Origin of the sequence: Bradyrhizobium sp. Mp19, from assembly GCF_029952935.1 — a bacterium.
Taxonomy (GTDB): Bacteria; Pseudomonadota; Alphaproteobacteria; order Rhizobiales; family Xanthobacteraceae; genus Bradyrhizobium; species Bradyrhizobium elkanii.
In genome coordinates this window covers 40,512-53,166 of sequence record NZ_JASAUT010000054.1, presented here as the reverse complement: position 1 = coordinate 53,166, position 12,655 = coordinate 40,512, and the positions used below count along the sequence as shown (strand labels likewise).

Here is a 12,655-nt window from a genome sequence, read left to right as displayed (position 1 = left end):
CTCCTCAACTCAGGCCAGGAGCAAAATAAATGAGGCAACTGATCGCGCCCGGGAGCATCGATATGTGAGGCAATACGTCTTCCCACCCAGATCGTCGCGCTATACCGAGAGCCCGGCCCAACGAACTCAATGGTGATTGGCTCTCTGACCCGGCGATTGCGAATCTCCGCTTCCGCGATCAAGCCTCGGCAACACGCCGCGCTCACGAGAGTCGTTGGCCGTGTCTGTGATCCGCCGCCGCTTGGTCGATGCCCCTCACAATGACCGCCACGAACCTGCCTGTCTGCGATGATCGGTCGAGCCTCGACGCTTAGGTCGCTCTCAGTCCAGCTTCAAAGACGAGGACCGCGAGCACTCGGGGTGCCTGATCCAGTCCAGCCCCTTCGGTGTGACGCTAGCAGCTCCGCGGCAAGATCTGCCCTGTTGGCTAGGGCGCGGTCAGCCCGTGAAGTGGATGAACGCCGTGGTGCTGACGGCAATCGTGCAGACGGCCGCAGATATTGTGTACGAAGTCGGTGAAGGCATCGCCATCTGGACGATTCCATACGTGACGCCGTGCCGGCGTCGGTGGCGGGCTCGACGTAACCTCACGAATACCCTTCGTGACACGGATATCTTATACCGGACAGGGTGAACGCGCGGATGGAACAGTGTGTGATCGCGATTGATTGGCGCGACATTCAAGAGCGACGGCCGCAAAAGGTCACATTTTCTTTAAGAACCAAATGCAATCTGTCGCCTGATCGTCACGGCCGGATGTACGCCGTGGCATCACGGGGCCCCGGCTTTCATGCCGGGGTTTTTCGTTGTGTGCCGAGTATGAGCGACAGCTTGGAGGTGGAAGTCCTCTATCCAGCCTGATGGCGGCGAAGGATTAGCGAAGCGCAAGGGCGTCATCGTGAGGTGGGGTCTGAAGAAAGCGTGGAGCAAAGCCGCGGCCCGATGGACAAACACCGGATAACGAGGCCTACCCGGCCGGACGAGCGAGCAATTGATCGCGAAGTCCAAGGTCATCAAAGGTCGGGGTGGTAAATTCGGCGGGCGTGCGGTGAAGGCGGTCGGTCTTACCTCGGGAGGTCTGCGCTGTGTCTCGGCAACGAGACTGAGACCGTCGCAAGACGGCCTGACCGCAGCGCAGAAGTCAGCCGAGGGCGTAGTAGGCGGCAGCGCGCCGCTGAAGGCCTGAACGGTGGAAGTGGTCAGTAGAGCGGCGATCTCGTGCGAGCCATGCGGCAGAAGAATCAGGTCGAGCTGAACTTGAGCCCCGGAGCGGAGGGTGAAGCCCGAAGCGCCGGCGCCCGAGAGCCTGAAGCGCGTGCGGCGGAAGTCTGTCTCGAACGCCCGGCGGTCGCAGGACCGTCGATGGAAGACGTTGTCGAGAGTGAGAATCTGAAGGCAGCGTTGGCGCAAGTAAAGCGCAACAAGGGCGCGGCGGGCGTCGACGGGATGACCGTCGGCGAGCTGTCAGCCCACCTGAAGGAGCACTGGCCTGCGATCCGAGCCCAGTTGCTTGACGGCACCTACAAGCCACAGCCGGTGCGGCGGGTGGAGATACCGAAGGCGTCGGGCGGCCTGCGGCCGCTCGGCATTCCGACGGTGCTCGACCGCTTGATCCAGCAGGCGGTGATGCAGGTGCTGCAGGCGGATTGGGATAGGACGTTCGCCGAGACGAGCTTCGGCTTTCGGCCGGGGCGCTCGGCACATCGGGCGGTGGAACGGGCGCAGGCGTACATTGCGGCCGGCCACAGCATCGTGGTGGACATCGACCTGGAGAAGTTCTTTGACCGGGTCAACCACGACATCCTGATGGGACTGGTTGCCAAGCGGGTTGCTGACAAGCGCATCCTGAAGCTCATCCGCGCCTTCCTGAATGCGGGTGTGTTGGAAGGAGGGCTGGTCAGTCCGACGGAAGAGGGCACGCCGCAGGGCGGTCCGATGGCTCCCTGAACGCAAAAGATAACTTCCGCTTTGAACGCGTCATCGTCGGCTGGCGTGATAGAGCCGTTGTTGATTTGAGACGCAAAAGGTAATACCGTTATGTCATATGATTCGATCGACGCAAGCGCAGAAAGCCGAGCGGCTGAGGGCGGCGCGACGCTTGCTCGCGAAGAAAATCGGCATGGCGGAGGCGGCCTTGGTGCTGTCGCGCGAAAGCGGCTTGTCGCTGCGGCAGGCCTATCGCTATCTCGAAGTGGCCAAAAGCAGGGAGCGGCTCCTTCCCGCGCCGCAGCCATCAGTGACGCTCTCCCTGAAGATGCCGGCCGATCTTGCCCAAAAACTCCAGACGCATGCGACGGCTTCCAGGCTTTCGGCAAGCGAGGTGATGCGCCGAGCGGTGGCCGCTTATCTCGCGTCTGTCCGCGAAGATGGCTGAGCGGCGAAAAAAACGCGACGTTCGACTCGAATTTGCGTTCGATCGCCTCGTCGCCGTCAAACTTGAACAGGTTTACGAAATTCTCGTTCCAGATCAGGTGCGCTTCGCGCGCGCTGGCGCCGATGTGACGGGAGGCGAAGATGAAGACCGCCGCGATTTACGCCAGAGTGTCGTCGGACAAACAGAAGGAGGAGAACACGATCGCCAGTCAGACGAGCGCGCTGATCGCTTTCGCGCGCGAGCAGAACTGCGACGTGCCGGCGGAATGGGTGATCGAAGACGACGGCTATAGCGGCGCGAGCTTGTTGCGCCCCGGACTTGAACGACTGCGCGACCTCGCCGCAGAAGGGCGGATCCAAGCCGTGCTCGTCTACGCTCCCGATCGGCTGAGCCGGCGCTATGCGCATCAAATCCTTCTTATCGAAGAGTTCGCGCGCGCCGGCGTCGAAGTCTTGTTCATTCGCTCGAGACGGGCAGCGACGCCGGAAGACGAGCTGCTGCTGCAGTTTCAGGGCATGATCGCCGAATATGAACGCGCGCAAATCCTGGAACGGTCGCGGCGAGGGAAGCGCCATCGCGCCCTTCAAGGCCAAGTGAGCGTGCTTTCCGGCGCTCCGTTTGGCTATCGCTACAAGCGCAAGACCGATCACTCTGCCGCCTATTATGAGATCGACGAGCGACAGGCCGGTATCGTGCGCTGGGTCTACGAGCTTTACACCGCAAAAAGCCACAGCATCGGCGCCATCACGCGCCTGCTCAATGAGCGCCAGATTCCGACAGCCAAAGAAACAGGCCGCTGGGAGCGCTCGACGGTCTGGGCGATGCTGCGCAATCCCGCGTATAAAGGAACGGCCTGCTTTGGCAAGACGCGGATCGCGCCGCGCATGCGTGTGACGCGGCCGTTGCGATTGCGCGGCGGCGTCGCTCCTCGCAATAGCGCAAATCATGAGCTTCCTCGCACAGAGTGGATCGAAATCCCTGTGCCGACCATCATCAGCGAAGAGACCTTCGCATTGGCGAACGAGCTTTTGGAAGCCAACAAGAAGCATGCCCCGCGACGCACGATCACGCCGAGCGCCCTGCAAGGATTGTTGAGCTGCGCCAAATGCGGCTATGGGCTCTATCGCACCTCGACCAGGTCGAGCGCTCGAACCATCCATTACTACCGCTGCTTGGGCTCGGATGGCTGGCGCCGGCTCGGCGGGCCGGTCTGCGACAGTCGCCCGACGCGCCAGGATTTGCTGGACGAGGTGGTATGGAAAGAGATCGCGCGTTTACTTGAAGACCGACAGCTCATCGAAGACGAACTTGAGCGCCGGCTCAAGGCGGCGCGCAACTCCGATCCCACACAGCGCCGGGAGGAAACGCTTCGCCGCGATCTTGCGCGCTCCCGGAAAAGCATCGAGCGTCTCCTCACGGCCTATCAAGAGAGCCTTCTCTCACTTGAAGAGCTGCGCAGTCGCATGCCCGATTTGCGTAGCCGCGAACAGGCTTGCTTGTCGGCGCTGCAGGCGATCGAAGACCAATCGCAGGAGCAGGAGGTTTGTCTGCGTCTCGCTGAATCCGTGACTAGCTTCCTCGAGCGCCTCCGCTCGTCCGTCGGCGCGCTCGATATAATCGAACGCCAACGCGTGCTGCGCCTTCTCGTGAAGGAAGTCCTCGTTGGCGACGACAAGATCGTCATCCGCCACTCCATCCCCCTCCCACCCACCCCTCCCGGTGGAAAGGCGCCCGGCGCCGCCAATAGCTCCGTGACCGCTCCCCCACCGCAAAGTTATCTTTTGCGTTCAGGGAACCATCTCGCCGCTGTTGTCGAACCTGATGCTGGATGTGCTGGACAAGGAACTGGAGAAGCGCGGCCACCGCTTCGTGCGTTACGCCGACGACTGCAACATCTACGTGCGCAGTCAGCGGGCGGGCGAACGGGTGCTGGCTGGCGTCGAGAGGTTCCTCGAAAAGCGCCTCAAGCTCAAGATCAACAAAGCGAAGAGCGCGGTTGCCAAACCGAGTGTTCGCAAGTTCCTGGGCTTCAGCTTCACCGGCGGGCAAGAACCGCGGCGGCGCATCGCGCCGCAGGCACTCGCCCGCTTCAAGGCGAAGGTTCGGGAGCTCACGCGACGCACGCGTGGTCGATGCCTCGTGCAGATCGCCAAAGAACTGTCGACCTACCTGATTGGGTGGCACGGCTACTTCGGCTTCTGTCAAACCCCGTCGGTGTTGCGCGTGCTTGACCAGTGGATCAGGCGACGGTTGCGCGCCGTTGCCTGGAAGCAATGGAAGTATGGACCCGCTCGCTTTGCCGAGTTGCGACGCCGCGGCGTCGGCCGGGATCTGGCGGCGCAAACCGCCGGCAGCCCACGTGGCCCTTGGCGGCTCGCGAACAGCCCCGCGCTCACCATTGCTCTGCCAAACGGCTTCTTTGCCTCACTCGGCTTGGCTTCCGTCGCGGCACGGCGACCCGCATAATCCGCTGAACCGCCGGATACGGACCCGTATGTCCGGTGGTGTGGGAGGGGCGGAGCCGCGAGGCTTCCCCCTATCCCGATTTCAGGGAGTTCGAAAGTCTGCCACTGCAAGACATTTTGGATTGGCCGTTGAAATCGAACTCGCCGATGCCAAACGCGCGCTACAAAAGAGCCGCGCTAATTAGTCGTCCGTGAAGAAGGACTAAGCCACTGATCGGGAATCTCGATTTGGGCTAAGGGGCATTTCCAGATTGCAAGGTTTTGATGCTTTGGGCGTCAGAACCTTGCGATTTGGTTTTCGTGGATTCCCTCGAAGCGGGAAGCATGATTCCTTGTCTGCATCGGAGGGAACGATGCGGCCGAAGAAGCACAAGACGACGGGATCGAACGATCTGTTCCGGGCTCGGCTCGACCAGATCATCAATATGAAGCACGAGCTGGTTCTGCTCGCCGGCAAGGTCGATTGGGACTGGATCGACGGCGAGATCGCGCCGCTCTACAGCGAGAACGGCAGGCCCGGGATCGAGACGCGCTTCATGATCGGTCTGCTGTTGCTCAAGCACATTTACGGGCTGTCCGATGAGGAGGTGTGCGAGCGCTGGGTCCATGACCCATACTTCCAGTTCTTCACCGGGGAAGAGTTCTTTCAGCACACGTTCCCGCACGAGCGCTCGGACCTGAGCCATTGGCGCAAGCGGCTTGGCGACAAGCTGGAGTTGCTGCTGGCCGAGAGCTTGCGGGTAGCGCACGAGGCCGGTGCATTACGCAGCCAGGACCTCAAGCGGGTTACGGTCGACACCACGGTGCAGCCGAAGGCCATCACCTTTCCGACCGATGCCAAGCTGCTGCATGCGGCCATCAAGGGGCTCAACCGCCTGGCGATCAGGCACGGCGTCAGGCTGCGGCAATCCTATGCTCGCATCGCCAAGGCCGCCGCGATGATGGCCGGCCGCTACGCCCATGCCAAACAGTTCAGGCGGCATCAGCGGCAGTTGCGTATCCTGCGTAGCCGGCTGGGCCGGATCATCCGCGACATCCGCCGCAAGATCGAAGGCCAGCCAGCACTGGAGCAGGCGTTCGCCCTCCCGCTCGGCCGGGCCACGCAGATCCGCTCGCAGCAGCAGCGCCAGCGCGGCTGGAAGCTCTATTCCTTCCATGCCCCGGAAGTGGAGTGCATCGGCAAGGGCAAGGCCAGCGCGCCTTACGAGTTCGGCGTGAAGGCCTCCATCGTCACCAACAACCGCCGGGCTCCCGGTGGCCTGTTCGTGCTGCACGCCAGCGCACTGCCCGACAACCCCTACGACGGTCACACCTTGCGGGACGTCATTGACCGCACCGAGACACTCACCGGCTGTCCGATCGAGCGGGCCTATGTCGACAAGGGATACCGCGGCCACGACGCACAAAATCCCCGTCGCGTCTTCATCTCCGGCCAGAAGCGCGGCGTTTTCGGTGTCATCAAGCGCGAGCTGCGCCGCCGCTCCGCCATCGAGCCCATCATCGGACACCTGAAGGCGGAAGGCCACCTCGGGCGCTGCTACCTCAAAGGCCGCGCCGGCGATGCCGCCAACGTCGTCCTCTCAGCCGTCGGACACAACTTCCGCCGCATCCTCGCCTGGCTGAGATATCTCTTGTGCCTGTTCCTGGCCCAGCTATGGCGCACGCTCGCCCGGCCAGCCTCGATCAATCCGGCTTCTTAACGGACGACTAATTATGACGAGTTCGCTCCGGCCATCACCCAGAAGAATGCAGCCAATCGCCGGCTTGCGCGCCAGACCCGTTCGCGAAAGCTGCTCACGTAAGCCGAATCCATGGGATAATTCGCGCAAGCGGCCAGGCCGCGTCTTGACGTGGCTGCGATGCGCGCTCCTCTATGCTTAGAGCGCCGAGGCTGCGCGCAGCCAATTGCAACCGACATCCCCGAGGAACGTCACACCATGACCACCGCCACTGAAATCGCCGACGAGATCGCCAAGGCGTACAATCTGCCAAAGGCGCAAGCCAAGGCCATCGTGGACGGTGTCTTCAAGTCTATCGCCGATGCAGCAGCGAGCGACGCTGAAACCAATGTGCCGGGCTTTGGCAAGTTCAAGGTGAAGCACACCCCGGAACGCGAAGGCCGCAATCCCTCGACTGGCGCGACGATCAAGATCGCGGCGGCGAAGAAGCTGACGTTCGCCCCGGCCAAGGCCCTCAAGGATGTGCTGAACGGCTAAAGGCAGGAGCGCAGGCCGGCCCCCTTGTCCGAGGGTTCTCGATGCGAGACGGGCCGTGCCTTGACGTTGAAGGCGAGCGTGCGGATCGGACCGGTCAACTCGTTGTTGCCGGTCTTCCGGAAGATGCTGATGGTCGCCACGGTGTCCTCCATGATCTCTGTTTCCGAGCTCGCACCATCGGCGCTAAAGCCGCGGTTAGCGCAGGCTCGATGATGAAGGCTTGGTGCCAGTCTGGATGCCTGGAGCGGCCCCACCGTCCTACCGATATCAGCCGCGCGTCAAGCGGTGTTTGGCTGGTCCGCCTGCGGCCATTCCGGTGAGTCGGACGAAGGCCGTGATGCTGACGGCAATGGCCCCGACGACCGAGAAAATCGTCTGCGAGGCGGGTGAAGGTATCGCTATCTGGGCGATTCCACGAGGCCCACCGCGATGCCGCCGTGCAGCGCTTAGTGGCGTCCGGGTCAGGGGATGATTGGAGCGATCTCGTCATCCTGTATAGCTATCAGCTCATCGGGCCCAAGCCGAGCCTTTGCAACTGTTCCTCTTCGATCGGGCAGTTTAGGGTTGCAGCCTTGGCGCCGCAGTCTTTCATGGTCAACTTCCCGGCTGCCAACGGATCGGTGGCCGCAACCGCGCAAGTTACGTGCCTGAATTCCTCTTCGTCGTCGTCGCTGCCTTCCTTGAAGATGGCGACCGTCGGATTGAGAGAGACTAGTCGCCGTCAGTCACGATAGGCGCTGCACAGGTGTGTCTGGTTCAAGCTCTTTTGTTCGAGACTGGACACCGAAGCGCAAGCCTCACCTCCTCGCGGTCCGGAGCGCGTGTTTGCGCCTGTTTTCAAGCAAGCGTTGCCCATCTTTGATGGCACGTCGCTTGCTGGAACACGGTGACCGATCCGCCCGACCGTGGCGGTCTCTCCGTCGTCGGCCCAGGGATTTAGATGAGACTTGCTCGACTGATCAGAATAAGTGCAATTGCCGCGACAACGTGGAGTTGGGGGCGGCCCGAACTTTGCCGGGCGCAACGCCGGAGTCGTTGCCGTCATCCAAATTGGCTGACGCTCAAGACGATCGGATCGACCTACCATTCGGCTCAATTAGTCCCGAGCAGGCCCGAACCAGTGTGGCTGGCTGGAGCTGTCATGCGGCATGCGGAGGATCCTGCAGGGGCAATCTCGGCATCGCCCAAGAGGCAAACGAGGTTTGGCGCCCTGCGAAAGTGGCGGCTGCGGAGAAAGGAGCGAAGGGAGGTCGCGCGAAAGCTTCGTGGCTCGGAGCGAATTCGCCGAGACCACCTCCGCTTCCAACACGTCTGTGGGGAGCGCATCATTCTCTCGACGAATGCTCGCGCCCGTCGGCGCCGCCGCGCGCACAATGTTCGCACCGACAGCGACATCCTTACGTCGTCGCCGAACGAACAGAACTGCCATCGCACCTTTGCCTTAACGCAAAATCCTAAGGAGCACGAAAGATGAGTACGCCGACCTATTCCGAGGCCCTGGAATTCGCGATCGACCGCTCGTACGACATCAACATTGACATGTTAAGGTCGCGCAATTTGCACCTCGACACGTTTAACGATTACCTGGTCGGCACATATCCCCCCCTTAAGGCCATGGGGGAGATCAATCCAGACATATTGTTGGATCGCATTGCGCCGTCGATTGACCTCTATTTCCACATCCCCTTCTGTCATCAGAACTGCACCTTTTGCCACTTCGGCAAGGAGATCAATCCTCCTCCCCGACGAGTCGAACGCTACTTGGCGGCCCTGGATAAGGAGATGAGTTGGTCAGACGCGGCGCTGGCCGGCAGCGCAATTGAGACAGCCTTCATTGGAGGCGGCACTCCCTCATTCTTGACGAACAATCAGCTCAAAGCATTGTTCGGTATGATTGGGAAGCGCTTTGACTTGTCCAATTCGGAGGTGAGTTTCGAGTTACATCCGTCTCTTGCCAAGCAGGCAGACGCTGCCGATCGCATATCTACTCTCCTTAAAGGCGGCGTAAACCGCTTCGTGCTGGGTGTTCAGACTCTAGATCGAGATATTTTGCGGATACTCAACCGCGGGCATGGTGTGGACGAGGTGATGCAAACCGTAAAGTTGCTGAAGGGGATGGGTGTCGAGAACCTGTCGCTCGACCTGATGTACGGATTGCCGCAGCAGACGCTCCGGAGCTGGTACGGCTCTCTGATCGGCCTCCTCGATATGGAAGTTGAAAAGTTCAATATATTTCCATTGATGTTCAAATCGACCGACCCCATAGCTCGTCACTTGGCGCGCGGACGATATCAATTCGCCGGGGCGAAGGAGCGCGTCATGATGCATTTTATGGCCGAGCATATGCTCACGAGTCTCGGCTACCGCCATGGACCGATTTTCTATTGGACTAAGATGTCGCAACCGCACTCCTTTCAACAAGCCCGAAAATACGATTCCTGGAACGATAATAATCTGGTCCCGTTTGGGGTCAGCGGATTTGGTTTCATGAGCGAGTGTCAGTTCTACAACGAAGTGGATTTGGATCGCTACTTGTCCAGGGTCGAAGCGGGCGAGAAACCGGTGTGGAAAGGCGTCGTCCTATCGCAGGATGATCTCATGCGCAGGACGTTAATGTTCGCCCTGCGAAGCAGCGGCGTGTTGCTCTCCCGCTTCGAACGGGAATTTGGCGTATCCCTTGAAGTATACTTTGCTCGCGAGCTAAGGGCCTTGAAGGAGGCAGGACTCATCTGCATTTCGAAGGATGGCGTCCTTTCGTTAACTGATGCCGGCACTATCAATTCGGGTGCAGTGTCACTGCTGTTCTTCTCGAATAATGTGCTTGAGCAGGTCGCATACAATGACGGTCGGATAGCAGACAAACGAACGGATCTTATCGAAAAACATGATTACTCGCCGGCGGCGAGATACGGCTCAAGTGTTCAGATGAAAGAGGTCTTTCAATGACATCGGTGGTGCGCCCGACTGCGGTCGATAGTGGTTCGCCAGTCGCCCCTGAACGGTCGCCCAACCGTTCGGAGGACATTTTTTCTCATCTAACTGATAGCATTGATCGAAGTGAACGAAAGCGTCCGCTTGGACCAGTGAGCAACTTTACCGTCGAACAACTGCCGCATTGTGTTGCGGAGATCCAACGTAGTGAACGACCAAATGGAGCGATAAAGGCGTTCGGGCGTAGCGTCAACGCAATGATTGGTGAGGCAGACTACAGCGGGCTGCTGTTGAGGCTGCCGCAGTGCGATTTCGAAATAGCCAAAACAGACATCCAGTATCTCGTCAATTGCACTTATCAGATGTCGGCCTTTGCCGGCCTCGATCCTTCTGACGCCGAATTGACCGTGGGAGCGGAATTAAGCCGCCTGGCGAGCTTGACGTGCCAGCGTCAGCCTAGCGTTGGTGTCCTCTCCTACGAAGACATGATCCTTACGAATCCGGTACAGAGCGACCCCCGCCTGTATTGCCTTGGCGCAGTTGGCGTCGAGGAGCGTGATTTTTGCGCCGGCCATCAACTGATCGAGAGCGAATTGCAGTCAGCAATGGATGCGCTGCTCGACTTGCGAGACTTAGGTGGCGCGGATGCTTCTCGATGTCTTACGCAATGCGTGGCGCGGCTTGAGTCCGCACAAGATGTTTTGACGCGTTTCGAGGACCATATGTCGCCAGAACTGTTCAGCCAGTTTCGCGCGTTCTACGGAAAAAATCCTTATAGGAATACGCTTGGTCCAAGCGGCCGTTTCTCGGCTCGCGTTGTCGCGGTCTCGGTTTTGCTGGTCGGCGAAGAGCTATTTCGTCAAAAACCTCAATTTTATTGGGATCTATATCGGCTGTCCGAATACTATCCGCAGACGAGCATTGGCAAGGTGTTCTGTTGGCTGTCGCCAGACAACAGGGATGCATGGCTCAAGCCAGCCTGGCTCGAAGGGAAAGCGGACTTTCCAAGGTCTGCAACCATTTCGCCCGTGGTCGAGCGCGGCGGCCGTGAAATCGAGAGACTACACGAGGCCTGTGTTTGCGCGCTGGACCGATTTACCCGGATGCATCGTCGTGCGGCCCTGAAGCACACGGTTGAGCCAGGTCGACCACTTGTCGGAGTTGAGGCGTCGGAGAGTATTGAGGTCGTGCTTTGCCAGCGGCTATTGACACTGCCTCCGTAGGCCGAGGATTAGTATCTGCTCGGAAGAACCCGGGATCGTGTCGGAGCACCGGCGTCCGATGCCAAAGGATAAAGTATCATAGATGTCTAAGGACGAAGTGATCTTTCGTCGGTTCGCGCCAGCGGACACCGATAATGTCTGGCATCTGCATACAACCGCGTCGCAGGATGTTGGTGTATGTAGTCCGGAAGGGACATGGGGCGATGATCTACGGAATATCGGGGAGGTCTACATCAAGTCAGGCGGCGACTTCATGGTTGCGCATATCGGTTCCGATTTCGCTGCCATGGGTGGCTTGAAACCGCTTGACAATGACGTCGTAGAATTGAAGCGCATGCGGGTCCATCCCTCCTTTCAACGACGGGGGCTTGGAAGACGGATTCTTCGTGAGTTGGAATCGCGAGCCGTTGCGCTGGAATTCAAGCAGATCGTGCTCGACACGACAACGATCCAGGTAGGGGCTCAAAGACTCTATGAGAGCACTGGCTATGTTCGCCGCAGAGAAGGGATACTGGACGGATATGCGGTGATCTTTTACGAGAAGCGGCTCACCGGTCGGGACGAGTTCTCTATGCCAGGTAAGTAAGGCTGGCAGGCGCGCCGGCCCCCAGTGCTATCGACGGCTTCCTAGCGCAATACTATCATTCGGCCCTTTAATTTGCAGTTCAATGTCAAGCAATCCTTCTGGATTCGCCTGCGGCACGACGGTAGCGCTCGCGCCGTTGGCCGGGGTTGTGGAGATGGTGCGAGCGCAGCTGATACATGATCGTCGGCCAAGCATTGCACGCGCCCTGGACCTGCGGATGCCATCGCTGAGATCATGGTCCTTTCCGAGGTCGCGCAGCACCTCATGATGAGGTCCGGGGCGGACGCCTCAACGTCTGCAGCGGAGTACGGTCGAGCCGCCACCAGCCGAATGAATGAACGAGGTCGTCACAAGCACCGTCCCAGCGGGACATCGCTAGTTCGGCGGACCGTACCAGGAGCTGACAAACCGGGTCAGGCTTCCTTCGCCTGACCCCAGTCGAACGATGTGCCATTGACCCAGATGCAGTGAAGAACTATGGCGATCTTCCGCGCAATGGCGACCTTTGCCTTCCTCATGCCGATCCGCTTTGCGAGCTTCATGCCCCAGGCGTTGAGGGAGGACCATTTCTTCGTTCGATAAAGCAGGACGGCCGCGGCTTCAAACAAGTAGGTTCGGGGAAGCCGGCCACCCCATCGAGAGATCTTGCCAATGGTTGCGCCGGGCTGACTGCGCCGCGGTGTAAGGTCCAGATAAGCGCCGACGGCTGATGCCGATCGAAGGTGGGATGGGTCATCAATCGTATGTCGGATCTTTAAGGCCGTCACCACGCCGACACCAGGAACCGTCATCAGGCGGCGTGCGGTCTCGTCCAGTTTTGCCAGTCCGCGGACTTCGTCGTCGATCTTGTGGATCAACAG

The 12,655-nt window shown here is 59.9% G+C and carries 10 protein-coding genes and 1 pseudogene; 9 read left to right on the top strand and 2 right to left on the bottom strand.

The window, feature by feature from the left end; genetic code table 11:
- Window positions 1-1,227: 1,227 nt before the first annotated feature.
- The 6 genes and pseudogenes from QJT82_RS36445 (at window position 1,228) to QJT82_RS36420 (ending at window position 7,055) form a co-directional block, all read left to right on the top strand.
- On the top strand, window positions 1,228-1,947 hold the full coding sequence (locus tag QJT82_RS36445; protein WP_167520831.1) for a reverse transcriptase domain-containing protein: 720 nt from the start codon (window positions 1,228-1,230) through the stop codon (window positions 1,945-1,947).
- Between the two features lie 151 nt (window positions 1,948-2,098).
- Window positions 2,099-2,374, top strand: coding sequence for a ribbon-helix-helix protein, CopG family (locus QJT82_RS36440; protein ID WP_231088522.1), 276 nt, complete (start codon window positions 2,099-2,101; stop codon window positions 2,372-2,374).
- Between the two features lie 140 nt (window positions 2,375-2,514).
- A pseudogene (locus tag QJT82_RS36435) lies at window positions 2,515-3,630 on the top strand (recombinase family protein); the annotation flags it as partial.
- Window positions 3,631-4,195: 565 nt separating this feature from the next.
- A complete protein-coding gene (locus QJT82_RS36430) occupies window positions 4,196-4,840 on the top strand; it encodes a group II intron maturase-specific domain-containing protein (protein WP_197982510.1) in 645 nt (214 codons plus the stop codon).
- Between the two features lie 352 nt (window positions 4,841-5,192).
- Complete coding sequence (locus QJT82_RS36425) at window positions 5,193-6,539, top strand: IS5-like element ISBj5_B family transposase (RefSeq protein WP_011084757.1); 1,347 nt, start codon at window positions 5,193-5,195, stop codon at window positions 6,537-6,539.
- Window positions 6,540-6,776: 237 nt separating this feature from the next.
- Window positions 6,777-7,055 carry an HU family DNA-binding protein gene (locus tag QJT82_RS36420; RefSeq protein WP_011091019.1) on the top strand — a complete coding sequence of 93 codons (279 nt, stop codon included), beginning with the start codon at window positions 6,777-6,779 and terminating at the stop codon, window positions 7,053-7,055.
- Here QJT82_RS36420 and QJT82_RS36415 read toward each other — a convergent pair.
- On the bottom strand, window positions 7,052-7,207 hold the full coding sequence (locus QJT82_RS36415) for a hypothetical protein (protein ID WP_018646329.1): 156 nt from the start codon (window positions 7,205-7,207) through the stop codon (window positions 7,052-7,054). The genes QJT82_RS36420 and QJT82_RS36415 overlap by 4 nt on opposite strands.
- Window positions 7,208-8,525: 1,318 nt before the next feature.
- Between QJT82_RS36415 and QJT82_RS36410 the strand changes: the two genes are divergently transcribed.
- From QJT82_RS36410 to QJT82_RS36400, 3 genes are all read left to right on the top strand, one after another.
- Window positions 8,526-10,001 carry a coproporphyrinogen-III oxidase family protein gene (locus QJT82_RS36410; RefSeq protein WP_016842696.1) on the top strand — a complete coding sequence of 492 codons (1,476 nt, stop codon included), beginning with the start codon at window positions 8,526-8,528 and terminating at the stop codon, window positions 9,999-10,001.
- Window positions 9,998-11,209 (top strand): hypothetical protein, encoded by a 1,212-nt coding sequence (locus QJT82_RS36405; RefSeq protein WP_011091015.1) that lies wholly within the window; start codon window positions 9,998-10,000, stop codon window positions 11,207-11,209. The genes QJT82_RS36410 and QJT82_RS36405 overlap by 4 nt, the downstream gene beginning before the upstream one ends.
- 82 nt (window positions 11,210-11,291) lie before the next feature.
- Entirely contained in the window at window positions 11,292-11,795 is a 504-nt protein-coding gene (locus QJT82_RS36400) for a GNAT family N-acetyltransferase (protein WP_011091014.1), read from the top strand.
- A 413-nt stretch (window positions 11,796-12,208) separates the two neighbouring features.
- Here the strand turns inward: QJT82_RS36400 and QJT82_RS36395 are convergent, their stop codons facing one another.
- Window positions 12,209-12,586, bottom strand: a complete 378-nt coding sequence (locus tag QJT82_RS36395) for a transposase (RefSeq protein WP_223154118.1) — start codon at window positions 12,584-12,586, stop codon at window positions 12,209-12,211.
- Between the last annotated feature and the right edge of the window lie 69 nt (window positions 12,587-12,655).

Coding starts and splice junctions, on each gene's coding strand:
- QJT82_RS36395 (WP_223154118.1), bottom strand. CDS start 12,586: ATGACGGTTCCTGGTGTCGGCGTGGTGACGGCCTTAAAGATCCGACAT.
- QJT82_RS36400 (WP_011091014.1), top strand. CDS start 11,292: ATGTCTAAGGACGAAGTGATCTTTCGTCGGTTCGCGCCAGCGGACACC.
- QJT82_RS36405 (WP_011091015.1), top strand. CDS start 9,998: ATGACATCGGTGGTGCGCCCGACTGCGGTCGATAGTGGTTCGCCAGTC.
- QJT82_RS36420 (WP_011091019.1), top strand. CDS start 6,777: ATGACCACCGCCACTGAAATCGCCGACGAGATCGCCAAGGCGTACAAT.
- QJT82_RS36425 (WP_011084757.1), top strand. CDS start 5,193: ATGCGGCCGAAGAAGCACAAGACGACGGGATCGAACGATCTGTTCCGG.
- QJT82_RS36410 (WP_016842696.1), top strand. CDS start 8,526: ATGAGTACGCCGACCTATTCCGAGGCCCTGGAATTCGCGATCGACCGC.
- QJT82_RS36415 (WP_018646329.1), bottom strand. CDS start 7,207: ATGGAGGACACCGTGGCGACCATCAGCATCTTCCGGAAGACCGGCAAC.
- QJT82_RS36445 (WP_167520831.1), top strand. CDS start 1,228: ATGCGGCAGAAGAATCAGGTCGAGCTGAACTTGAGCCCCGGAGCGGAG.
- QJT82_RS36430 (WP_197982510.1), top strand. CDS start 4,196: ATGCTGGATGTGCTGGACAAGGAACTGGAGAAGCGCGGCCACCGCTTC.